Annotated in this window: 22 protein-coding genes; 9 read left to right on the forward strand and 13 right to left on the reverse strand. The window is 64.6% G+C overall.

Annotated features, from left to right (window positions below):
- Positions 1–2: 2 nt before the first annotated feature.
- From ACVJ19_RS33380 to ACVJ19_RS33395, 4 genes are all read left to right on the forward strand, one after another.
- A complete protein-coding gene (locus ACVJ19_RS33380) occupies positions 3–749 on the forward strand; it encodes a glycerophosphodiester phosphodiesterase (protein ID WP_453953342.1) in 747 nt (248 codons plus the stop codon).
- A gap of 81 nt (positions 750–830) precedes the next feature.
- A complete protein-coding gene (locus ACVJ19_RS33385) occupies positions 831–1,934 on the forward strand; it encodes a transposase (protein WP_453953343.1) in 1,104 nt (367 codons plus the stop codon).
- A 389-nt stretch (positions 1,935–2,323) separates the two neighbouring features.
- A complete protein-coding gene (locus ACVJ19_RS33390; RefSeq protein ID WP_453953344.1) occupies positions 2,324–3,595 on the forward strand; it encodes a GNAT family N-acetyltransferase in 1,272 nt (423 codons plus the stop codon).
- A 67-nt stretch (positions 3,596–3,662) separates the two neighbouring features.
- The gene (locus tag ACVJ19_RS33395) at positions 3,663–4,091 is read left to right on the forward strand and encodes an HIT domain-containing protein (protein WP_453953345.1); all 429 of its coding nucleotides are present in this window, start codon (positions 3,663–3,665) and stop codon (positions 4,089–4,091) included.
- Between the two features lie 127 nt (positions 4,092–4,218).
- Here the strand turns inward: ACVJ19_RS33395 and tsaA are convergent, their stop codons facing one another.
- The 4 genes from tsaA to ACVJ19_RS33415 form a co-directional block, all read right to left on the reverse strand.
- Positions 4,219–4,710 carry a tRNA (N6-threonylcarbamoyladenosine(37)-N6)-methyltransferase TrmO gene (gene tsaA / locus ACVJ19_RS33400; RefSeq protein ID WP_453953346.1) on the reverse strand — a complete coding sequence of 164 codons (492 nt, stop codon included), beginning with the start codon at positions 4,708–4,710 and terminating at the stop codon, positions 4,219–4,221.
- 32 nt (positions 4,711–4,742) lie between these two features.
- Positions 4,743–5,093, reverse strand: a complete 351-nt coding sequence (locus ACVJ19_RS33405; RefSeq protein ID WP_260390026.1) for an AzlD domain-containing protein — start codon at positions 5,091–5,093, stop codon at positions 4,743–4,745.
- Positions 5,090–5,830 carry an AzlC family ABC transporter permease gene (locus ACVJ19_RS33410; protein WP_453953347.1) on the reverse strand — a complete coding sequence of 247 codons (741 nt, stop codon included), beginning with the start codon at positions 5,828–5,830 and terminating at the stop codon, positions 5,090–5,092. Before ACVJ19_RS33410 ends, ACVJ19_RS33405 begins: the two co-directional genes overlap by 4 nt.
- 105 nt (positions 5,831–5,935) lie before the next feature.
- Positions 5,936–6,958, reverse strand: coding sequence for a lytic transglycosylase domain-containing protein (locus ACVJ19_RS33415; RefSeq protein ID WP_453953348.1), 1,023 nt, complete (start codon positions 6,956–6,958; stop codon positions 5,936–5,938).
- 39 nt (positions 6,959–6,997) lie between these two features.
- Between ACVJ19_RS33415 and ACVJ19_RS33420 the strand changes: the two genes are divergently transcribed.
- Positions 6,998–8,014 (forward strand): TRAP transporter substrate-binding protein, encoded by a 1,017-nt coding sequence (locus tag ACVJ19_RS33420; protein ID WP_453953349.1) that lies wholly within the window; start codon positions 6,998–7,000, stop codon positions 8,012–8,014.
- Between the two features lie 71 nt (positions 8,015–8,085).
- Positions 8,086–8,724: an HAD family hydrolase gene (locus ACVJ19_RS33425; protein ID WP_453953350.1), complete on the forward strand. Its 639-nt coding sequence runs from the start codon at positions 8,086–8,088 to the stop codon at positions 8,722–8,724.
- A 27-nt stretch (positions 8,725–8,751) separates the two neighbouring features.
- On the opposite strand, the gene ACVJ19_RS33430 is transcribed toward ACVJ19_RS33425, so the two are convergent.
- Positions 8,752–9,768 carry a carbon-nitrogen hydrolase family protein gene (locus ACVJ19_RS33430; protein ID WP_453953351.1) on the reverse strand — a complete coding sequence of 339 codons (1,017 nt, stop codon included), beginning with the start codon at positions 9,766–9,768 and terminating at the stop codon, positions 8,752–8,754.
- 195 nt (positions 9,769–9,963) lie between these two features.
- Between ACVJ19_RS33430 and ACVJ19_RS33435 the strand changes: the two genes are divergently transcribed.
- The 3 genes from ACVJ19_RS33435 to ACVJ19_RS33445 all read left to right on the forward strand — a co-directional run bounded on the left by ACVJ19_RS33435 (position 9,964) and on the right by ACVJ19_RS33445 (position 12,381).
- Complete coding sequence (locus ACVJ19_RS33435; protein WP_453953352.1) at positions 9,964–10,917, forward strand: AraC-like ligand-binding domain-containing protein; 954 nt, start codon at positions 9,964–9,966, stop codon at positions 10,915–10,917.
- 91 nt (positions 10,918–11,008) lie between these two features.
- Positions 11,009–11,239 (forward strand): hypothetical protein, encoded by a 231-nt coding sequence (locus ACVJ19_RS33440; RefSeq protein ID WP_453953353.1) that lies wholly within the window; start codon positions 11,009–11,011, stop codon positions 11,237–11,239.
- 116 nt (positions 11,240–11,355) lie between these two features.
- Positions 11,356–12,381 (forward strand): aldo/keto reductase, encoded by a 1,026-nt coding sequence (locus ACVJ19_RS33445; protein ID WP_453953354.1) that lies wholly within the window; start codon positions 11,356–11,358, stop codon positions 12,379–12,381.
- Positions 12,382–12,598: 217 nt separating this feature from the next.
- Here ACVJ19_RS33445 and ACVJ19_RS33450 read toward each other — a convergent pair whose 3' ends face one another.
- The 8 genes from ACVJ19_RS33450 to ACVJ19_RS33485 form a co-directional block, all read right to left on the reverse strand.
- On the reverse strand, positions 12,599–13,594 hold the full coding sequence (locus ACVJ19_RS33450) for a group II intron reverse transcriptase/maturase (protein WP_453953355.1): 996 nt from the start codon (positions 13,592–13,594) through the stop codon (positions 12,599–12,601).
- A 72-nt stretch (positions 13,595–13,666) separates the two neighbouring features.
- Positions 13,667–14,428, reverse strand: a complete 762-nt coding sequence (gene istB / locus ACVJ19_RS33455; protein ID WP_011090937.1) for an IS21-like element ISFK1 family helper ATPase IstB — start codon at positions 14,426–14,428, stop codon at positions 13,667–13,669.
- An 18-nt stretch (positions 14,429–14,446) separates the two neighbouring features.
- Positions 14,447–15,988 (reverse strand): IS21-like element ISFK1 family transposase, encoded by a 1,542-nt coding sequence (istA, locus tag ACVJ19_RS33460; protein WP_060907903.1) that lies wholly within the window; start codon positions 15,986–15,988, stop codon positions 14,447–14,449.
- A gap of 151 nt (positions 15,989–16,139) precedes the next feature.
- Positions 16,140–16,574 (reverse strand): reverse transcriptase domain-containing protein, encoded by a 435-nt coding sequence (locus ACVJ19_RS33465; RefSeq protein WP_456739482.1) that lies wholly within the window; start codon positions 16,572–16,574, stop codon positions 16,140–16,142.
- 469 nt (positions 16,575–17,043) lie between these two features.
- Positions 17,044–19,455, reverse strand: coding sequence for an ATP-dependent Clp protease ATP-binding subunit ClpA (gene clpA / locus ACVJ19_RS33470; protein ID WP_453953357.1), 2,412 nt, complete (start codon positions 19,453–19,455; stop codon positions 17,044–17,046).
- A gap of 290 nt (positions 19,456–19,745) precedes the next feature.
- On the reverse strand, positions 19,746–20,078 hold the full coding sequence (clpS, locus tag ACVJ19_RS33475) for an ATP-dependent Clp protease adapter ClpS (RefSeq protein ID WP_453955262.1): 333 nt from the start codon (positions 20,076–20,078) through the stop codon (positions 19,746–19,748).
- A 438-nt stretch (positions 20,079–20,516) separates the two neighbouring features.
- A complete protein-coding gene (locus ACVJ19_RS33480; protein ID WP_453953358.1) occupies positions 20,517–20,651 on the reverse strand; it encodes a hypothetical protein in 135 nt (44 codons plus the stop codon).
- Positions 20,652–20,820: 169 nt separating this feature from the next.
- Positions 20,821–21,159 carry a phasin family protein gene (locus ACVJ19_RS33485; RefSeq protein ID WP_211402315.1) on the reverse strand — a complete coding sequence of 113 codons (339 nt, stop codon included), beginning with the start codon at positions 21,157–21,159 and terminating at the stop codon, positions 20,821–20,823.
- Positions 21,160–21,453 lie beyond the last annotated feature (294 nt).

Genomic DNA, 21,453 nt, shown 5'->3' on the forward strand with positions numbered 1-21,453 from the left:
GCATGCGCGCTCCGGATTGGCTGACAGCCCGGCCGGTCGCCCATCGCGGCCTGCACGACATTTCCCGCGGCATCGTCGAGAACATGCCGGCGGCGGTGCAGGCTGCGATCGCTGGCAATTTCTCGATCGAGGTCGATATCCAGCTCTCCGCCGACGGCGAGGCCATGGTTCATCACGACCATGCGCTCGGCCGCCTCACCGAGGCCACCGGCGAAGTGATCGGGAAGACCGCGGCGGAGCTGAAAGCCGTCAGGTTCAAGGACACCGACGAGCGGATGATGTCGCTCTCCGACCTCTGCGCCATGGTCGCCGGCCGCGTGCCCCTGGTGATCGAGGTGAAGAGCCATTTCGGCGGCGATCGCAAGCTGGTGAAGCGGATGGCCGAGGTGCTTGCATCCTATGACGGCCCCGCCGTCGGCATGTCCTTCGACCCCGACCAGGTGCTGGCGCTGCGCGAGCTCTTGCCCTCCCGCCCGCGCGGCATCGTCGCGCAGCGAACCTACGAGGACGAGTATTGGGCCAAGCTAACCCCGGCGCAGCGCGACAGCATGCTGTACCTGCGCCACGGCTTGCAGACCCGGCCGCATTTCGTCGCCTTCAAGGTCGACCACCTCCCGGCCCCTGCCCCCTGGCTCGCCCGCAACGTCTTTGGCTGCGCCCTGCTCGGCTGGACCGTGCGCACGCCGGAGCAGCGGACGCGGGTCGGGCAATATGCGGACCAGATGATCTTCGAGGGGTTCGTGCCTTAGCCTCCGGCGTCGTCCTGGCGAAAGCCCATGGGCGCTAAAATAGGATTTGCGCGTTGGATTCGCTTGTGATTCCAAATTGGGATGGCACACGAATCGCTTGTGAACGAGGACTGGGCGCGCGTAGTCGCCCGGCTTGGCGGCGCCGAAGCGCTCAACGTTAGCGCGCGCGAGACGAAGGCGTTTGTCCGCCCGCGGGAGATCAGCAATGCGGTGGATTTGCTGCGCTTGATCCTGGCGTATTGCCTTGGCGAGCGAGGTCTGCGGTTGACGGCGGCATGGGCCACGTCGGTGGGCCTTGTCGATATCTCCAACGTGGCTCTGTTGTATCGGTTGCGTCAGTGCGGAGATTGGCTGGCGAAGTTGATAGGCCAAGCACTGGCGAGCGGTGCGCCGAAGGCGAGCTACGGCCGCCTGATCCGCATTGTTGACGCCACGACGGTCCCGAAGGCTGGGACGAGCGGCAGGAACAAGAACGCGGTGTGGCGCATACACAGCGCGTTCGATCTTCCGCAGGAGCGCTTTGGTCACTTCGAGCTGACCGATCAGCGAGCGGGCGAGACGCTGGACCGGATACCGGTGATTGCCGGCGAAATCCGTCTTGGCGACCGCGCTTATCTGCAACCGGAGCGCATGGCACGTCTCGTCGATGCCGGCGCGGACTTCGTGATCCGGTCCGGCTGGAAGAGCGCGCGTTGGGTTGATGCCAAAGGTGGTCTGGTCGATCTGACGGCCGAACTGCGCAAGGCTTCGGCATGTGGCCTGATCGATCGACCGATCTGGATAAAACGCAAGTCTGGCGCACCGCTGCTCGCTCTGCGCCTGGTTGCCGTCAGGAAGCCGGCGCAAGCGGCCGCGGTCGCACGACGCAAGGCGCGCCGAACGGCACAAAAGGGAGGCCACCAGCTCTCCAGGCAAACACTTGACGCCGCAGATTGGGTGATCCTGGTGACCTCGCTCGCACCGGAGGACTTCTCAACGAGCGATGTCCTTGCCCTCTATCGGCTGCGATGGCGCATTGAACTCGGCTTCAAGCGGCTCAAGAGTTTGATTGGCCTGAAGGGCCCTCCCGGAACTGACGAGCGGTCCGCCAGGCCCCACATCCTCGCTCATCTGCTGATCATTCTCCTGCTCGAGCCACTCGTCGACGAACTCGAGGACTCTCCCCGCTTGGCCGAGGCCGCCTGACCCGTCCAGGAGCCTGGCGTCTGCTCCGCCAACTCGTCGCCTCGCTCCGACAAGCAATCATGCCCCAACCCGCGATTGCTTGCCTGCGCAGACTTCGCTCCACGCTCGGACGGCATCTACACGAACCACCAAGACGAAAACGTCGCTATCAAGCTATGCAACTATTTTAGCGCCCATGGGCGAAAGCCAGGACCCATTATCACCGGCGCCAGTTTGGCGAAGACGGGTAGTCGGCAGTTCGGCACTACAACTCCTCCTTGGGGTAATGGGTCCTGGCTTTCGCCAGGACGACTCGCGGATGGAGTTGCGCGCAATCGCAGGCGCTGCCGACCCGGCATCATGTTCCCGCCCCCTTGAAGTCGCTGCTGCAATGCACGATCTTGGGCGCAATGGCATCATCCAACATTACGCTCGAGGCCGTACCGTCCGTTGGCGAAGTCTCGCCCGAGGATTGGGACGCCTGCGCCAATCCCAGCAAGGCTCTTAACGAAAAGGCTCTTAACGAAAAGGCTTGCAATGGGCATGGCGCGGGAACCTCATCCGCCCACCCAGGCGATTCTCTCGGCCTCTCAAAACCTGCCTATAACCCATTCGTCTCACACGCCTTTCTCTCGGCTGCCGAGAAATCGGGTTCGGCAACGATCCGCACCGGCTGGGCGCCCCGGCACCTCGTGGCCAAGCTCGACGGCCGCGTCGCCGGCGTCGTGCCCTGCTATCTGAAATCGCACTCTCAGGGCGAATACGTCTTCGACCGCGGTTGGGCGGATGCCTATGAGCGCGCCGGCGGACGCTACTACCCGAAGCTTCAGGTCTCGGTTCCCTTCACCCCGGCGACGGGACCGCGGTTGCTTGTCCGCGACGGCGTCGACCGCGAGCAGATCAGGGAGGCGCTGGCGAGCGGGCTGGTGGCGCTCTGCGGCGTCAGCAAGGCCTCGTCCGTGCACGTCACCTTCGCCCGCGAAGACGAATGGAAGCTGCTCGCCAGGCACGGCTTCCTCCAGCGCACCGACCAGCAGTTCCACTGGCACAACCAGGGTTTTGCGAGTTTCGACGACTTCCTGGCAACGATGAACTCGCGCCACCGCAAGTCGATCAAGCGCGAGCGGCGCGACGCGCTGGCGGCCGGGATCACGATCCATTGGCTCACCGGAAAAGACATCACCGAGGATGCCTGGGACGCCTTCTTCGAATTCTACATGGAGACCGGTTCGCGCAAATGGGGCCGGCCGTATCTGACGCGCGAGTTCTTCTCGCTGATCGGCGAGACCATGAGCCAGGACGTGCTGCTGGTGATGGCCCGCCGCAGCGGCCGCTGGATTGCGGGCGCGATCAACTTCATCGGCTCCGACACGCTGTTCGGCCGCAACTGGGGCGCGGTCGAGCATCATCCCTTCCTGCATTTCGAGATCTGCTACTATCAGGCGATCGATTTCGCGATCAAACATGGCCTCACCCATGTCGAGGCCGGTGCGCAGGGCGAGCACAAGATCGCGCGCGGCTACCTGCCGCGCACGACCCATTCCGCCCACTTCATCGCCGATCCCGGCCTGCGCCGCGCCATCGATGACTACCTCAAGCGCGAGCGCGCCTATGTCGCCGAGGCCGGGCGCGAGCTTGCCGAGCTCGGCCCGTTCCGCAAAGGCATCGACGAGGCGCCTTGACGCCTTGCCGTGGCTGGTGACAGTAAGCGCAAATTTCTAAGCGCAAATGTTCTTGGGAGCCGCCGCCATGACCGCCTACGACAGCAACAACATCTTCGCAAAGATCCTGCGCGGCGAGTTTCCCTGCCACAAGGTCTATGAGGACGAGCACGTCTTCGCTTTCCTCGACATCATGCCGCGCGTGCCCGGCCACACGCTGGTGATCCCGAAGGCCCCTGCCCGCAACATCCTCGACATCAAACCCGACGACTACGCCCACGTCGCGCGCGGCGCGCACAAGATCGCAGCGGCCGCGATGAAGGCGTTCAAGGCCGACGGCATCACCGTGCAGCAGTTCAACGAGCCCGCCGGCGGACAGGTGGTGTTTCACTTGCACATGCATGTGCTGCCGCGCCACGACGGCGTGGCGATGCTGCCGCCCGCCAGCCGCAAGGAAGACGTCAAGGTGCTGGAAGAGAACGCGACCAAGCTGATCGCGGCGTTGAAGGCGGGCTGACTTTCTCCACATCGTCATTCCGGGGCGCGCCTCTTGGCGCGAGCCCGGAATCCATTTCACAACGATCTCCGCGGCCCGATGGATTCCGGGCTCGACGCTTCGCGCCGCCCCGGAATGACGGAGGAAATTACTCCGTCTGGAAATCCCCTGCTTGCGGCGCGGCCAGCGGCGTGAACTCGCAGCGGTCGGGCTTGATGTCGATCAGCGGCGTGTTGTCGATGCAGTCGAGGCCGCGAACGAGGATGGCATTGCCCTCGATCCCGACCAGCTTGACGATTGAGGTGCCGATCGGATTGGGCCGCACCGGCGAGCGCAGCGAAAACGTGCCGCGGGTTTTCTCGTTGTTCTTCGGGCTCTGCAGGATGATGTCGCGGCGCGACTGGTCGAGCCAGTAGAGCACTTCGAGATTGCTGTAGAAATCGACGCCCTTGATGGCCGGCACGAACGGCTCGAAGATCTCGAGGCGACAGATCGGACCGTCCTGACGCCCCTGCCGCGGCGTCTCCAGCCGCGAGGTCCAAGGCGTGCGGATGCGGCCGATGAAGACGAGGCCGGCATCCACGGTCGATGGCAACTCGATGGAGACCTCGCCCTCACGGAGCTCGTTTTCGCGAACCATAATTCCTGTTCCCTAGCTTGTCGGAAGTGGTTTTAGCCCAACCACCACTTGCCGGCCAGCATGAAGACTTCGCCGGTCACTACGCCGGCAAAGATCGAGCGGCGGGTCAGCAGGAAAACGATCAGGCCGGCGCCCACCGCACCATAGCGCAAGACATCGGGCACGCTCGCCAGCGCCCCGGGCGGCTCGACAACGATCTGGGCGATGACGCCGGCGAGGATCGCGGTGGCGACCGCCCTCACCCAGACCAGCAGCTCCGAGCCCTCGTCGATGCCGCCGCCGAACCACAGGCCCAGCATGCGCCAGATCTGGTTGGGAACAACGCCGGCAACGAACAGGACGGCCAGTGCGTGCCAATCGCCGATTGCTTGCGCAAAGCTCATGCGCGCACCTCCCGCCACCAATGCACACCATAGGCGATCGTGCCCGCCACCACGCCGCTGACGAGGATGTCGAGACCCGAGTTCATCTTCGCCGCCAGCGGATAGAGCAATATCCCGAGCGTCAGCGCGACGACGTCGGCGACCTCGCGGCTGTTGCGCGCGGTCGAGAACAGGAATGAGAGCGGCGTCAGCAGCAGGATCGCCGCGCCAAGCGTCTGCGTCAGGTTGGCGGCGAGGAAATACCCGACCGTATTGGCGGTGAGGCACACCGAGACCAGGCCGCAGCCGAGCCCGTGCACGAAGGCGATGCGCCGCTCGCGCGGCACCTGCGGCAGGAAGCGGTGGCATTCGACCCACAGCGTCACGGCCGTGAGATGCGCGGCGAAGACCAGCTCGCGCCGTTTCGTCGTCAGCGTGCGCATCAGCGGCAGCACCGAGACGACCATCGGAAACAGGCGGATGGCGCTGACGGTCACGGCGATCGCCGACTGGATGATGGTGGCGCCCGAGCCGAGTGTGGTGATCAGGATGATCTGCGCCGGACCTGCCCAGACGAACAGCGTCGAGCAGAGCGCCCAGAGCAGGCTGAAATGGGTGTCGTGGGCGAGCGCGCCGATGCCGAGATAGGTCACGAACAGCACGATGGTGAGGATCGTCTGCGTGATCGAGCGCAGCCCCCACGCAAAGGCGCGCCACGGACTTTGCCATTGAGGTGAATCGAGCGGAGGAAGCGCCACGGGAGTGTTGGCCGGGGTTACGGAATCGTGGCTGCATAACGGGCAATGCGGCGCCTCGCGTCAAGGAAGCGCGCGGCGGGGCTGGCATGCGCACGGAGAGACGCCCTACCCCGCCACACCCCGATTCCTCAGCACGAAGCAGGCACCGCCCGCCTTGCGGATGCGGTTGCACAGATCATCCGCCTCGCTCCGCGTATCGGCCCCGATGCGCACCTGGTAGAAGGCACGCGTGCCGCGGCTACGCATCACCGAGCTCAGCAGGCTCGGATCGCGTTCGCCGATCACCGCGCTCAGGTGCGTGACCGCACGGGAATACATCGCCAGCGCCCTGTTGCGGTCGAATCCGGCGGCGAGCTGCACGCCCCAGATCTTTGCTGCCGCAAGCTCGACATGCTGCTCGAGCTCGGCGACGAACGGATTTGGCGCGCGCTTCAACAGCGCCATGAGATCGCGACAGCTCGTCGGCGGCGAACTCGGCGGGCCCTTGCCGGTGCTGCCCGCCTTGGCCCACGCGTCAACGCTCGTGCCCGTGATGGCGTAGACGTAGTTGCGGGTCTGCTCCGGCATCGGACCGGTGCCGGCGAGCCATTCCTGCACGCGGCGCGGTCCGGCGTTGTAGGCGGCCGCGGCAAGGCCGAGATTGCCGAACTGGTTGCGCAGCTCGTTCAGGAATTCGGCCGACTTCGGCAGTGCCTGCACCGGATTGAAGGGATTGAGCAGCCCGCGCTCGCTCGCGGTGCCCGGCATGAACTGCGCGATGCCCTGCGCGTGCTCGCCGCTGCGCGTCATGGGCCCCACCGCATCGGCCTGGAAGCGGCTTTCCTGCCAGATCACGCGGGCGAAGAATTCCAGCGGCAGATTGGCATCGCGCGCGGCGGCTTCGACGATCAGGCAGATCGATTCCCGCGTGTCGCTCTCGCGTGCGGCTGCCGGCTTTGGCGGCGGCATCGCGAGCTCCTCGACGCTCGGGACGGCGACGTTGGTTTTTGCGGGCGAGCTGTCCCACGCCGCAGCCTGCGACGTCGAGACGAGCAGTGCGCCAACGAGGAGTGCTGCAATTCGCGTCAACACTGCCCAAGCATCGCTGTGGCGCGCGTCGGCGCGGCATGCGACAAGGTGATCCGCCATGTTGTGGCATCGTGCCATGGTTCGACGAGTTGCCAATATATGCTGCCTGACCTGCTTCTCCCAATGCGTTCCCCCGCCAGACGGATCCGCGCAATCCTGGCCTTCGCTGCCCTCATCCTGTCCGCCGCTCCGGCTCTGGCGCAGGTCAGCTGGCGGATGACCACGGAATACCCGCAAAACAACATTTCCGGCATCGGCCTCACCACTTTCGCCGATCGCGTCGCGGCGCGCACAAACGGTTTCGTGACCGTGGCCAATGCCTTCGACAACGAGCTCAAGATCAATTCGGGCGAGATGCCGCGTGCGGCGCTGGATGGCCGCATCGCCGGCGGCGATGCCTTTGCCGGCGCGCTGTCCGGTCTCGACCCGGTGCTCGGCCTCTCCACCCTGCCCTTCCTGGTGCAATCGGTCGACGTCGCGCGCGCCACCAATGCGCGCGCTCGCCCGCTCTACGAGAAGGCCTTCGCCGCGCGCGGTCTGAAGCTGCTCTATCTGACGATCTGGCCGGCGACGGGCCTCTGGTCGGATCATGCGCTCGCAGGCGCCGACGATCTGCCGAAACTGAACTTGCGCGCCTACGACGCCAATTCCAGCGCGGTGATGCGCGCCGCCGGAGCCAATGCGCAGTTCCTGCCGATGGACAAGGCGCTCGCCGGCCTGAAGGAGCAGCAGCTGAACGCGTTCCTCACCTCTGGCGATGGCGGTGCGGGGCGCAAACTGTGGGACTTCCTGCCGCATTTCACGGCCATCAATTATGCAATGCCGATCTCGATCGCCTTCGTCCGCAGCGAGGCCTTTGCGGAGCTGTCCGAACCGATGCAGCGCGAGGTGATGGCAGCGGCAGCCGAGACCGAGCAGAGCCAGTTCGCGCTGCTCGCCCATCGCACCGCCGAGAATTACGCACGCATGCGCGACAACGGCGTCACCATCGCCGAGCCCGCGCCGCAATCTCTCGTCGGAGCGCTCCGCAACGCCGCGACCAGCGCGATCGCCGCCTGGGAAACTCAGGCCGGCCCGGACGCCGCAGCGATCGTCGCATGGGCGAAGCAGCAATGACGACCCGGGCCTTGACTTGAAGCCTGATCCGGCTAGCAACGGACCCGTCTCAACTCAGGGGCCGAGCCCGGATGCAAACGATCTATTTTGATCTCGACGGCACGCTGACCAACCCGAAGCCGGGGATCACCCGCTCGATCCAGTACGCGCTGGAGCGGCTGAACCTGGCGGTGCCGAGCGAGGACGAACTGACCTGGTGCATCGGGCCGCCGCTGCTGGCCAGCCTGAAAAAGCTGACCGGAAGCGACGAGCTCGCCGACCGGGCGCTGCTGCTCTATCGCGAACGCTTTTCCGATATCGGCCTGTTCGAGAACGAGGCCTATGCCGGCATCGCAGACACGCTGACCACGCTGGCCGCGACGACGCCGCGCATGTTCGTGGCCACCAGCAAGCCCGCGGTCTACGCCACCCGCATCGTCGATCATTTCGGCCTAAAACCCTATTTCGAGCGCGTGTTCGGCTCCGAGCTCGACGGTACCCGCGTCGACAAGCGCGACCTGCTGCGCTACGCGCTCGACGAGGCCAAGGTCGATGCGGCCAGCGCGATCATGATCGGCGACCGCAGCCATGACGTTGTCGGCGCCCGCACCAACGGCATGACCGCGATCGGCGTGCTGTACGGCTATGGCAGCGAGGCCGAGCTGCGGGACGCCGGTGCGCATCACATCTGCGCCGCACATCCGGAGCTGCTCGGCCACTGCGTCGCGTAACGTAAGCCCGTCTCCGCGCGGAAGCGATCAGTTCGCCGCTGCGGCAACGTCCGTGGGCTCGACGGTATCGACCGGCAGCGCGAACTGCTCGACGCGCTGGTATCGCTTCTTGTTCAGCAGCAGCCGCGTCACGTCGGGTCGCGAATAATGCCCGGCGGGATCAGCGGCGTTCTTGGCCACGCCGATGGCGCCGAGGTCGATCTCGGCAATTAGCAGCCCCTCCTGGTCCGGCGCGAGCTTGTCGCCGATCTGGCTGCCGTCGGGACCGTAGATCGCGGCAAAGCCGCCGCCCGCATGCAGCAGCGCGTGCTTGTCCGGCCGGTCGCAGAGCTCGTCGATCATCGCCTGCGACACCGTCGCGCAAGGTGCGAGCACGAAGCAGGAGCCCTCCACCGCATAGACGCGCGAGGCGGCGTTGTTGACCTCCGCGCCGAGCGCCGGCGCAAAGGGATCGTAGAGCGAAAAGCTCGGCCAGGCCGCGACATGCACCTGCTCGTTCTGGGCGTACATCGCGTATTTCGACAACGGCTGGAGATGCTCCCAGCAGCACAGCGCGCCGAGACGGCCGATGTCGGGCCTTGCGTGCACGGCGAGGTCGCTGCCGTCGCCCTCGCCATAGACGGTGCGCTCGGCATGGGTCGGGCGCAGCTTGCGGCGCTTGGCGATCGTCTCGCCATCGGGGCCGATCAGCCATTGCGCCAGATAAAGGCTGCCGCCGTCTCGCTCTGACAGCCCGATCACCGCCGTCAGCTTCGCCTTGCGCACGGCATCGCGCAGCCGCTCGGCCTGCGGGCTGTCGTAGGACAGCGAATTGTCGAAATAGCGCTGCACGAAGCCGCGGCCGATCGCCCAGGCCGGCGAGTCCATCCAGATGTGCCAGGGGTAGCCGGGAATGAAGGCCTCCGGGAAGGCGATCAGTTTTGCCCCTTTCTCGGCCGCCTCTTTGATCAGCGCGATCGATTTGTCGATCGAGGCATCGAGATCGAGCCAGGCAGGCGCCGCCTGCACCACCGCCACCTTGTATCTGGGATGTTCGATGCCCATGGCTGCCTCCATTGCCGGTTGATCGCAGACCTCGTCCGATGCAGTCTATTTGGCCAATCCGGGCGCCCGGCGCTCGACCATGGCGGCACAAAAACTCGACCGGACGGGATCGCCGCCGGTACGGGATTTGCCTCCGGTCGGGCTGGATCCGCACCAATTTGCGATTTTGCGAGATGTGAAAGGGAGGCTGTCCAAATGCCAATCCAGTTCACGACGGACGGCAGCCCCGGCTACCGGCGGCTCGCTCTCTGGCAGGACATCGTCTGCGACGTCTTCGTCGGGCTCGACTGCAAGTCCGACCTCGGCAGCGCCTTCCACGGCTCGGTGACGCAAGCCCCGCTCGGCAAGGCCGTATGCTCCGACGTCTGCTCCGACCGCCAGCACGTGTTCCGCACGCCCTCGCGCATCGCGCGCTCGGACCAGGATTTTGTGCTGGTCGCGCTCGGCAATCGCGGCGACGGCGGCGTGGTGCAGGACGGGCGCGAGACCGTGATCCATCCCGGCGAGTTCGCGCTCTACGACACCACGCGGCCCTATGAGCTGAAATTCAACGACAGTTTCACGCAGACCATCTTCAAGGTGCCGCGCGAGATGCTGCAGCGAAGGCTCGGCGGCACCGAGACGCTCACCGCGATCTCGTTCGGCGCAGACGCACCGCTCGAGCGGCTCGCCTACGACTTCATCTTCAGGCTCTGCCAGAGCGCGGACCGGCTCGCACCGGGCAACGCCGCCGCCCTGTCGGAACAGGCCGTCGATCTCCTGGCGATGGCGCTGAGCGAACGGCTCGGCAAGACCTCGCTGCCGTCCTCGACCCATCGCTCCGCCCTGCTCTACCGGCTCAAGGCGCACATCCGCGCGCACCTCGCCGATCCCGATCTGTCGTTGGCGGAGACTGCAGCTGCGCTCGGCATCTCGCCGCGCTACGTGAACGATCTTCTCGCCGACGAGGACACCTCGTTCCAGCGCTACGTGCTTGCGGAGCGCCTCGCCCGATGCCGGCGCGACCTTGTTTCACCCGTGCTCGCTCACCGCCACATCAGCGAGGTCGCGTTCGCCTGGGGTTTTAACGACCTCTCGCATTTCGGCCGCGTCTTCCGCGAGCACTTCGGGATGTCGCCGCGCGAGTTCAGGCAGAGCCAGCGGCACTGAGCAGCCATCTCCACGAGCCTTCGTCTACGACGAAGGCAAGGCTCGCCAATTCCAGATTGTCTTGCCAGCAGGCCTGCAGCAGGCTGCACGCATGAGGACTCAGTCCACGATAAGCGGATCGGAGCTGCTGCTGAGCGTGATCGCGATCCGGCTCGCGGTGCTGGTCGTGGCAGGCTGGGGCCTGACATTGCTGCCGCGGCAGGCGCGTGACAACGAAGCCGCCTGCTTTCCTCCAGCAAGGAGCGAGGCTCAGGTTGCGGCAAGTCCGGTCGACCCGCGCGTTGCCGATGCTGCATTCGATGACATGCTCCGGCACGACTAGCCCGCTCCGAAGCAAGGCCGGTATGTGAGCGCGTCGTAGGACAACGCGCGTGCTTGCACTAACATCCGGCACCAAGGCCGCACCGATCAATCAGCGGCCAGCCGAGGAGCCTATCGATGGAATACCGACGCTTGGGCCGGTCCGGCCTCATGGTGCCCGCTTTGAGCCTTGGGACCGGCACGTTCGGCGGCGTCGGTCGCCTCGCCGCCTGGGGCACGACGGACGCGACCGAAGCGCGCCGCCTTCTCGATATCTGCCTCGAGGCCGGCGTGTCGATGTTCGACACCGCAAATGTCTATTCGCTCGGCGAGTCCGAACGCGTTCTGGGTGAAGCCATCAAGGGCCGCCGCGACAAGGTTCTGATCTCGACCAAGGCAACCTTCCGCTTCGGCGACGGTCCCAACGACATCGGCTCGTCACGGCAGCACCTGCTCGCGGCCATCGACGGTTCGCTGAGCCGGCTCGGCACCGATTACATCGATCTGTTCCAGCTCCATGGCTTCGATGCCTTCACCCCGCCTGAAGAGGTGCTTTCAACGCACGACGTGCTCGTGCGCGCCGGCAAGATCCGTTATGTCGGCGTCTCGAATTTTTCGGGCTGGCATCTGATGAAGTCGCTCGGTGTTGCCGACAAGCACGGCTTCCCGCGCTACGTCGCCAACCAGACCTACTATTCACTGATCGGGCGTGACTACGAATGGGAGCTGATGCCGCTCGGCCTCGACCAGGGACTCGGCGCGGTGGTGTGGTCGCCGCTCGGCTGGGGGCGCCTCACCGGCAAGATCCGGCGCGGCCAGCCAAAGCCGGAAGTCAGCCGCCTGCCCAAGACCGCCGACTTCGGCCCGCCCGTGCCGGACGAGCACGTCTACCGTGTGGTCGACGCGATCGACGAGGTCGCGAAGGAGACCGGCAAGAGCGTCTCGCAGATCGCGCTGAACTGGCTGCTCCAGCGCCCCACCGTCTCGACGCTGATCATCGGCGCGCGCAACGAGGCACAGCTGCGCGAAAATCTCGGCGCGGTCGGCTGGTCCTTGACCAAGGACCAGATCGCAAAGCTCGACGCCGCCAGCAAGGTGACGCTGCCCTATCCCTACTGGCACCAGCGCACGACTTTCACCGACCGCAATCCGCCGGCGGTGTAGCGAACGCCCTTGCGCTGCATCAAGCCCGCCTCTATCGGCCGTGGCACGCTACGGCCTCGCGAGGCTCCCGACGCGCCGATTTGCCATGAAGGCCTGCAGCGCCTGAGGCAGGAACGTAAGGATCGCTCGCAACCCAAATCGGGATAGGGGGAAGCCTCGCGGCTCCGCCCCTCCCACACCACCGGACATACGGGTCCGTATCCGGCGGTTCAGCGGATTATGCGGGTCGCCGTGCCGCGACGGAAGCCAAGCCGAGTGAGGCAAAGAAGCCGTTTGGCAGAGCAATGGTGAGCGCGGGGCTGTTCGCGAGCCGCCAAGGGCCACGTGGGCTGCCGGCGGTTTGCGCCGCCAGATCCCGGCCGACGCCGCGGCGTCGCAACTCGGCAAAGCGAGCGGGTCCATACTTCCATTGCTTCCAGGCAACGGCGCGCAACCGTCGCCTGATCCACTGGTCAAGCACGCGCAACACCGACGGGGTTTGACAGAAGCCGAAGTAGCCGTGCCACCCAATCAGGTAGGTCGACAGTTCTTTGGCGATCTGCACGAGGCATCGACCACGCGTGCGTCGCGTGAGCTCCCGAACCTTCGCCTTGAAGCGGGCGAGTGCCTGCGGCGCGATGCGCCGCCGCGGTTCTTGCCCGCCGGTGAAGCTGAAGCCCAGGAACTTGCGAACACTCGGTTTGGCAACCGCGCTCTTCGCTTTGTTGATCTTGAGCTTGAGGCGCTTTTCGAGGAACCTCTCGACGCCAGCCAGCACCCGTTCGCCCGCCCGCTGACTGCGCACGTAGATGTTGCAGTCGTCGGCGTAACGCACGAAGCGGTGGCCGCGCTTCTCCAGTTCCTTGTCCAGCACATCCAGCATCAGGTTCGACAACAGCGGCGAGAGCGGACCGCCCTGCGGCGTGCCCTCTTCCGTCGGACTGACCAGCCCTCCTTCCAACACACCCGCATTCAGGAAGGCGCGGATGAGCTTCAGGATGCGCTTGTCAGCAACCCGCTTGGCAACCAGTCCCATCAGGATGTCGTGGTTGACCCGGTCAAAGAACTTCTCCAGGTCGATGTCCACCACGATGCTGTGGCCGGCCGCAATGTACGCCTGCGCCCGTTCCACCGCCCGATGTGCCGAGCGCCCCGGCCGAAAGCCGAAGCTCGTCTCGGCGAACGTCCTATCCCAATCCGCCTGCAGCATGCGGATTTCACGGATCGTGAGCATCGATTTCGCGCGATCGTGAGCACTGAATTCAGACGATCGTGAGCAGCCCGCTACGGCCGATGGGAGATAGAGTCAGTGTTCTGGTTGGCCGTCAAGGGTGATGGTTTTGGCGCTGCGTTTTCGCATGCTTTCTCCGGTGAGCTGGAGGCGGTGGGCGTTGTGGACGAGGCGATCGAGAATGGCGTCGGCGACCGTGGGGTCCCCAATGGCTCCATGCCAGGTGTCCACGGGGAGCTGACTTGTGACGATGGTGGATGCGCGGCCATGGCGGTCCTCGAGGATTTCGAGCAGATCGCGGCGTTCCGCGGCGGTGAGCACCGATAGTCCCCAATCATCCAAAATCAGAAGCTGAGCGCGGCCGAGGCTTTTGAGGAGCCGAGCGTAACGTCCGTCTCCGCGCGCGAGCGCGAGCGCCTCGAACAGCCTTGGAACGCGATGATAGAGGACTGATCGGTTGTCGCGGCAGGCCTTGTGGCCGAGCGCGCAGGCTAACCAACTTTTGCCCAGGCCGGTTGCCCCGGTGACGAGCAAATTCTCGTGGCGATCGATCCAGCGACCTTCGACGAGTTTGGCGAAAACGGCGCGGTCGATGCCCCGCGGGGTGCGCAGATCGACGTCCTCGACGCAAGCAGTCTGGCGCAGTGCGGCGATCTTGAGGCGCGTGGTGAGCCGCCTGGTGTCGCGTTCGGCGGCTTCGCGGTCGACCAACAGGCCGATGCGATCTTCGAACGGCAGGGCTTCGAGATCGGGCGATCGGCGCTGCTCCTCGAAGGCCTTGGCCATTCCGGTCAGGCCAAGCTCGATCAGCCGTTCGTGGGTTGGGTGGTTAAGCATGCCGGGTCTCTCCTTGCTTCAGTGGAAGTAGTCGCGTCCGCGGATGTTGCCGTGGCGCAGGGGCTGGTGCTCGAAAGATTCGTCGAAGAACGTGCGATCGAGGCCGTTCTGGAGGATCGATCTAATCGAGGCGACGGAGCGCGCCTTGATGAGGATGCCCCTCCGGCAGGCTGCGTCGAGGCGTTCGGCGCCGTAGCTTTTGACGAGCGCCAGAATGCCAAGGCAGGTTCGAAAGCCTTGTTCTGGATGGGGCCGGGCGTCGATCACGGCCTGGAAAAACGCTGCTGTCGAAGGACCGATCCGCTCGCCGGCGGCGATCACCGCGGCGGGGGTCCATTTGCCGTAGCGGCGATGGGCGCTGGGCATGTGGTCGGCGATGGTGGTGTGTCCGCGTCGGTTGGGCGCGCGGGCATGGCTGGCGATCCGCTGGCCCTTGTGGAAGATCTCGACCGTCCGATCGTCGATACGGGCATCGACCAGCTCGCCAATCAGACGATACGGCGCGGAGTACCAATGGCCGTCGACCTCGACATGATAATCGGGAGCGAGGCGGCAGCGCTTCCAGCGTGCGAAGGCATAAGGCTGATCTGGCAGCGGGGTTAGCTTGGGTTTGTCGAGTTCGGCAAACAGTTCGGCGCGGCTTGAGCCGAAGCCACGCATTTGACGAGCATTGAGTTCGTCGACGAGTGTCTTGATGGCGGCGTTGAGCTCGGCCCGGGAAAAGAAGCGCTGATTGCGCAGCCGGGCCAGAATCCAGCGCTGGGCGATTTGCACCGCGACCTCGACCTTCGCCTTGTCTTTTGGGCGCCGCGGCCGTGCGGCGAGAATGGCCGTGCCGTAATGGCTCGCCATCTCGGCATAAGTGCGATTGAGGCCGGGATCGTAGCGGTCGGGGTTGCTGACGGCGGCTTTGAGGTTGTCGCAGACCACGAACGTCGGCGTTCCGCTCAAAAACGTGAACAAGTTGACGTGGGCCCGGATCCAGTCGGCCAAGCTCTCGCTGGGGCAGGCCTCGGCGTAGGTGTAGTTCGAAGCGCCCATCGCCGCGACGAACAGCTTCATCGGCTGCACTTCCCCGGTCAGGGGATCGACGATGTCGATGGTGTCGCCGGCGAAATCCACGAACACCTTCTCGCCGCCCAGATGAATCTGCCGCATCGAAGGTCGGACCCGCCCCTTCCAGGCCTCGTAGGTAGTGCAGAACCACGTGTACCCGAAACCGTCGGGATTAACGGCGCGATACTCCTCCCAGAGCAGGCGACGGGTTACGTTGCGCCGGCGGAGCTCTTTATCGATGTAGCTCCAGTCGGGCACCGGCCGCTGCGGGCTCTGAGACGCTGGTCGTGGGGCCGGGAAAAGCAAAAGCTCCAGGTCTTCATCGGTCATTCCCTCCGGAAGCGGCCAGCTCAACCCAGCAGAGCGGGCGCGGCTCAGGTAGCTGTGCACAACGCCGTTGCTGACGCCCACGCTCCGCGCGATGGCCCGCTCTGGCAGGCCTTGAAAATGTTTTAACCGAAGGACTTCCTTGATCCGGCGCATCGACAATCTCTGGGTAGGCATTGGACTTCCTCGTTAACCACGAGGTCATCCCTAAGCCGGTTGAGTTGTCGGCCGAAGCGCTGCAAGGCTCCGAAAGCCTTGCTCACGATCCCGCGAAATCGTTGCTCACGATCGTCTGAAATCTCTGCTCACGATCCCCTGAAATCCGCGCTCACGATCCCGCGAAACGCGCATGCAGCACCTGCATCACCGCCTGCTGGATCAAGCGGTCGAGCACCGTCGGAATGCCGAGCGGCCGCAGGCCGCCCGACGCCTTCGGTATCTCCACCCGCCGCACCGGCTGTGGCTTGTAGGTGCCGTCAAGCAACTGGGCTCGGATCGCAGGCCAGTGCTCCTTCAGGTGGGCTGACAGCTCGCCGACGGTCATCCCGTCGACGCCCGCCGCGCCCTTGTTGCGCTTTACTTGCGCCAACGCTGCCTTCAGATTCTCACTCTCGACAACGTCTTCCATCGACGGTCCTGCGACCGCCGGGCGTTCGAGACAGACTTCCGCCGCACGCGCTTCAGGCTCTCGGGCGCCGGCGCTTCGGGCTTCACCCTCCGCTCCGGGGCTCAAGTTCAGCTCGACCTGATTCTTCTGCCGCATGGCTCGCACGAGATCGCCGCTCTACTGACCACTTCCACCGTTCAGGCCTTCAGCGGCGCGCTGCCGCCTACTACGCCCTCGGCTGACTTCTGCGCTGCGGTCAGGCCGTCTTGCGACGGTCTCAGTCTCGTTGCCGAGACACAGCGCAGACCTCCCGAGGTAAGACCGACCGCCTTCACCGCACGCCCGCCGAATTTACCACCCCGACCTTTGATGACCTTGGACTTCGCGATCAATTGCTCGCTCGTCCGGCCGGGTAGGCCTCGTTATCCGGTGTTTGTCCATCGGGCCGCGGCTTTGCTCCACGCTTTCTTCAGACCCCACCTCACGATGACGCCCTTGCGCTTCGCTAATCCTTCGCCGCCATCAGGCTGGATAGAGGACTTCCACCTCCAAGCTGTCGCTCATACTCGGCACACAACAAAAAGGCCGGCTTCGCAGCCGGCCTTTTCAATTCATCATATGCCGATCAAGCCTTGACCAGCGGCCCCTTGGAGGTCGGCCCCTTCGAGCCGCCGGGGCCGCCCGGCTTGTTGGACTTGCCAGGCGGGCGCTTGCGGGTGCCGGGGAGCTTCTCCTGCTTCGGCGTGACCGGCCCCTCGACGAACTCGAAGCCGATCTTGTCCTTGGTCTCGTCGGCCTCGTCCTTGACGAGAACGACGCGGACGTGGCCGCCGCCCTTGAGCTTGCCGAACAGCACCTCGTCGGCCAGCGGCTTCTTGATGTGCTCCTGGATCACGCGGGCCATGGGACGGGCGCCCATCTGCTCGTCGTAACCGTGCTGGACCAGCCAGGCCTTGGCGGGCTCGGACAGCTCGATCGTGACGTCGCGGTCGCCGAGCTGCGCCTCGAGCTGAAGCACGAACTTCTCGACGACGGTGCCGATCACCTCGACGCTGAGATGGCCGAACGAGACGATGGCATCGAGGCGGTTGCGGAATTCCGGCGCGAACTGCCGGTTGATCGCCTCGTGGTCGTCGCCTTCACGCTTCGAGCGCGTGAAGCCGAACGCCTGCTTGGCGAGATCGGAAGCGCCCGCATTCGTGGTCATGATCAGGATCACGTTGCGGAAATTGACCTGCTTGCCGTTGTGGTCGGTGAGCCGGCCGTGATCCATGATCTGGAGCAGCACATTGTAGAGGTCGGGATGCGCCTTCTCGATTTCGTCGAGCAGCACCACGCAATGCGGATGCTGGTCGACGCCGTCGGTGAGCAGGCCGCCCTGGTCGAAGCCGACATAGCCGGGAGGCGCGCCGATCAGGCGCGACACGGTGTGCCGCTCCATGTATTCGGACATGTCGAAGCGCAACAGCTCGACGCCGAGCGACGCCGCGAGCTGCTTTGCGACCTCGGTCTTGCCGACGCCGGTTGGCCCTGAGAACAGGTAGCAGCCGATCGGCTTCTCCGGCTCGCGCAGGCCGGCGCGTGCGAGCTTGATCGAGGCGGCGAGCGACTCGATCGCCTTGTCCTGGCCGAACACGGTACGCTTCAAGGTCTGCTCGAGATGCTTGAGCACCTCGGCGTCGTCCTTCGACACGCTCTTCGGCGGGATCCGCGCCATCGAGGCGATCGTGGTCTCGATCTCCTTGATGCCGATGGTCTTCTTGCGCTTGTTCTCGGCAACCAGCATCTGCGCCGCACCGGACTCGTCGATCACGTCGATCGCCTTGTCGGGCAGCTTGCGGTCGTGGATGTAGCGCGAGGAGAGCTGCACCGCGGCCTCGATCGCCTCATTGGTGTACTTCAGCCGATGGTAGTCCTCGAAGTACGGCTTCAGGCCCTTGAGGATCGCGATGGCGTCCTCGACCGTCGGCTCGTTGATGTCGATCTTCTGGAAGCGCCGCACCAGCGCACGGTCCTTCTCGAAGTGCTGACGGTATTCCTTGTAGGTGGTCGAGCCCATGCAGCGGATCGTGCCCGAGGCGAGTGCCGGCTTGAGCAGGTTCGAAGCGTCCATCGCCCCGCCCGACGTCGCGCCCGCACCGATCACGGTGTGGATCTCGTCGATGAACAGGATGGCGTTGGGATGCGCCTCGAGCTCCTTCAGCACCTGCTTCAGGCGCTCTTCGAAGTCACCGCGATAGCGCGTGCCCGCGAGCAGCGTGCCCATGTCCAGCGAGAACACGGTCGCGGCCGCCAGAACTTCCGGCACCTCGCTGTCGACGATGCGCTTGGCGAGGCCCTCCGCGATCGCGGTCTTGCCGACACCGGCTTCACCGACGAACAGCGGATTGTTCTTCTGCCGGCGGCACAGCACCTGGATCGCGCGGTTGATCTCGGAATTGCGTCCGATCACCGGATCGATCTTGCCGTCGCGCGCCTTCTTGTTGAGGTTGACGCAATAGGTCTCGAGCGCCTCGCCCTTCTTCTTGGCGTCCTCGCTGCCCTTGGTCTCGGTCTCCTCGTCGACGCCGCGAACGGGGCGCGCCTCGGAGACGCCCGGCCGCTTGGCGATGCCGTGGCTGATGTAGTTGACCGCGTCGTAACGCGTCATGTCCTGCTCTTGCAGGAAGTAAGCGGCATGACTCTCGCGTTCGGCGAAGATCGCGATCAGCACGTTGGCGCCGGTCACCTCTTCGCGGCCCGACGACTGCACATGGATCACCGCGCGCTGGATCACGCGCTGGAAACCGGCGGTCGGCTTGGCATCGTCGGCGCCATCCGTCACCAGATTCTCGAATTCGGTCTCAAGGTAATTGACGAGGCTCGTGCGGAGCTTGTCGAGGTCGACGCTACAGGCGCGCATGACGGCGGCTGCATCGGAGTCATCGATCAGGGAGAGCAGGAGATGCTCGAGCGTCGCGTATTGGTGATGACGCTCGTTTGCGATCGCCAGCGCACGATGCAGGGATTGTTCAAGGCTTTGGGAAAAAGTCGGCATTCGCGTCCTCTATGGCCCCCACCATCATGATCGTCATCGCCCGGTCAGGCAACAACAACCTTTGTCACATATAGTTATACAAGATCGCGGCGAAAGACCGGTTCCGCGACTCGGCAGCTAGCCACCTGGGCTATTTTCAATGCAAAACCCGTTCCGATTTGGGCGGGATCGGCGCCGGTGCGGAATTCCTTAAATCTTGCCGGCTGCAACAGACGTCGCGCGCAGGCATCGCGCGACAAGCACACTGCGACAGACACGAGAGCCGGCCTCAAGAGGCGCCGTAAGGTGACCTACTTCTTTTCCATCACGCATTGCAGCGGATGCTGGTGCTTGCGGGCGAAGTCCATCACCTGGGTCACCTTGGTCTCGGCGATCTCGTAGGTGAACACGCCGCACTCCCCGATACCGTGATGGTGAACGTGCAGCATGATCTTGGTCGCCGCCTCGACGTCCTTCTGGAAGAACTTCTCCAGCACGTGGACGACGAATTCCATCGGCGTGTAGTCATCGTTCAGGATCAGCACGCGGTAGAGGTTCGGTCGCTTGGTCTTCGGCTTGACCTTGGTGATGACAGAGGTGCTCGGCCCCGTCGGACCGCCCGAACGGTTCTCGTCATTGCTCATCCGGGGAGCGAGGGCGGCGGTGGCCGCGGACAGGTCGTGTCTGGACAACAGTTGCGGCATGGCTCAGGCGTTCAAATTCCCCATGGAAGCGTATGACGGTCCGCCGCAGAGCCCCAGCCTTCGGAGCTTCACACAGGCGCGCCGCCTCGTTGGATCGCCGCTTCCAACCGGTCCGGTCCAAGCCGTATCGGTCGTCGACAATATGGGCCCGCCCCCGGCTCGCCGCAAGCGTGCAAAGGTCCGGCCGATGCGGCCGCGACGGTCCCGATTCCCGATCCGGACGATCCTGACCGAGGTTAGTCAATCCGGACCGGTTTGACAAAAATTTCCGCGCCGCCTGGTTAGAACGTATCGATCAGGAACCGGCCGGCCAACTGAGCTGTGACGGTCGCGTGCGGGATCATCTCCGGACTTCTACGGTCCAGTCGAGCTGCCGCTTCAATCGCGTGGCGCGAAATCGGGCAAGGACGAAGCAGTGCGCAACGCCGGGCCCGCGAACATCATGATCTTCGTGCCGGTGAACAGCGGCAGCGAACCCCTCGCCGGCGCATCGCAATCTTGCGCGAGCAACACCAGCAAGCTCCTCCTGAACACGCCGGCGAACCACACCGTCCACACATTCACGAAGATCGAACGAGCTGGCCCGTCCAAGCTGCGCGTGGTGCGCCGAGACGAACGCACACGACAAACGAAAAGCCCGGCTGTTCAGCCGGGCTTTTGCTTCCAGGATATCCGGGAAAGCTTAGTTGGCGGCCGGGGTGAACTTCGACACGATGGTCTCGACCGGCTTGAACGCCTGCTTGGCGAGGTCGTTGTAGAGGCCGGCGATCTTCTGCGATTCCGCAACGAAGGTCTCGTAGGTGGAACGCGCGAAGTCGGTCTGGGCTTCCATGGCCTTGTCCAGCGACTTCACGCCGGAAAGCTTCTCGACGAAGGACTTGGTGTCTTCGAACGACTTCTTGGTGTAGTCGCCATAGGCGCTGGCAATCGCCTGGAGGCCGTGCTGCACCGAGGTCGCGGAGGCGACGCACTGCTCGAAGTGCTCTTTCCCGTAGTTCTGAAAGTCTTCAACCTTGAACATTTCGGAATCCTTTTCCCTGGCTCTCGTCGGGAAGCCCCGGCTCCCTGACTACTGCCCATAATTAGTGCAACGCACAATAAAGTCAAGAATCTTGTGCGACGCACAAAAACTAGATGCAAATCGCGGAGATTCCCGGGGTTTCCCGCAAGGGTTCCTTAAGCTTTTGGAAACCGCGGCCCCCTACCCTGATTCCCTGGACGTGTTCAGCTTCCGCAATCGGTCAATAGCCGTTTGAGAACATCACCTTAGCCAGAACAGCGGCTCAGGCCAAACGTCCCCCGCGGCGAACACAAG

Source organism: Bradyrhizobium sp. USDA 376, from assembly GCF_054063675.1.

Bases quoted from the DNA above. Each gene is read 5' to 3' on its own strand.
- ACVJ19_RS33380 (WP_453953342.1), top strand. From the start codon at position 3: ATGCGCGCTCCGGATTGGCTGACAGCCCGGCCGGTCGCCCATCGCGGC.
- ACVJ19_RS33385 (WP_453953343.1), top strand. From the start codon at position 831: ATGGCACACGAATCGCTTGTGAACGAGGACTGGGCGCGCGTAGTCGCC.
- ACVJ19_RS33390 (WP_453953344.1), top strand. From the start codon at position 2,324: ATGGCATCATCCAACATTACGCTCGAGGCCGTACCGTCCGTTGGCGAA.
- ACVJ19_RS33395 (WP_453953345.1), top strand. From the start codon at position 3,663: ATGACCGCCTACGACAGCAACAACATCTTCGCAAAGATCCTGCGCGGC.
- tsaA (WP_453953346.1), bottom strand. From the start codon at position 4,710: ATGGTTCGCGAAAACGAGCTCCGTGAGGGCGAGGTCTCCATCGAGTTG.
- ACVJ19_RS33405 (WP_260390026.1), bottom strand. From the start codon at position 5,093: ATGAGCTTTGCGCAAGCAATCGGCGATTGGCACGCACTGGCCGTCCTG.
- ACVJ19_RS33415 (WP_453953348.1), bottom strand. From the start codon at position 6,958: ATGGCGGATCACCTTGTCGCATGCCGCGCCGACGCGCGCCACAGCGAT.
- ACVJ19_RS33420 (WP_453953349.1), top strand. From the start codon at position 6,998: ATGCTGCCTGACCTGCTTCTCCCAATGCGTTCCCCCGCCAGACGGATC.
- ACVJ19_RS33425 (WP_453953350.1), top strand. From the start codon at position 8,086: ATGCAAACGATCTATTTTGATCTCGACGGCACGCTGACCAACCCGAAG.
- ACVJ19_RS33430 (WP_453953351.1), bottom strand. From the start codon at position 9,768: ATGGGCATCGAACATCCCAGATACAAGGTGGCGGTGGTGCAGGCGGCG.
- ACVJ19_RS33435 (WP_453953352.1), top strand. From the start codon at position 9,964: ATGCCAATCCAGTTCACGACGGACGGCAGCCCCGGCTACCGGCGGCTC.
- ACVJ19_RS33440 (WP_453953353.1), top strand. From the start codon at position 11,009: ATGAGGACTCAGTCCACGATAAGCGGATCGGAGCTGCTGCTGAGCGTG.
- ACVJ19_RS33445 (WP_453953354.1), top strand. From the start codon at position 11,356: ATGGAATACCGACGCTTGGGCCGGTCCGGCCTCATGGTGCCCGCTTTG.
- ACVJ19_RS33450 (WP_453953355.1), bottom strand. From the start codon at position 13,594: ATGCTCACGATCCGTGAAATCCGCATGCTGCAGGCGGATTGGGATAGG.
- istB (WP_011090937.1), bottom strand. From the start codon at position 14,428: ATGCTTAACCACCCAACCCACGAACGGCTGATCGAGCTTGGCCTGACC.
- istA (WP_060907903.1), bottom strand. From the start codon at position 15,988: ATGCCTACCCAGAGATTGTCGATGCGCCGGATCAAGGAAGTCCTTCGG.
- ACVJ19_RS33465 (WP_456739482.1), bottom strand. From the start codon at position 16,574: ATGCGGCAGAAGAATCAGGTCGAGCTGAACTTGAGCCCCGGAGCGGAG.
- clpA (WP_453953357.1), bottom strand. From the start codon at position 19,455: ATGCCGACTTTTTCCCAAAGCCTTGAACAATCCCTGCATCGTGCGCTG.
- clpS (WP_453955262.1), bottom strand. From the start codon at position 20,078: ATGAGCAATGACGAGAACCGTTCGGGCGGTCCGACGGGGCCGAGCACC.
- ACVJ19_RS33485 (WP_211402315.1), bottom strand. From the start codon at position 21,159: ATGTTCAAGGTTGAAGACTTTCAGAACTACGGGAAAGAGCACTTCGAG.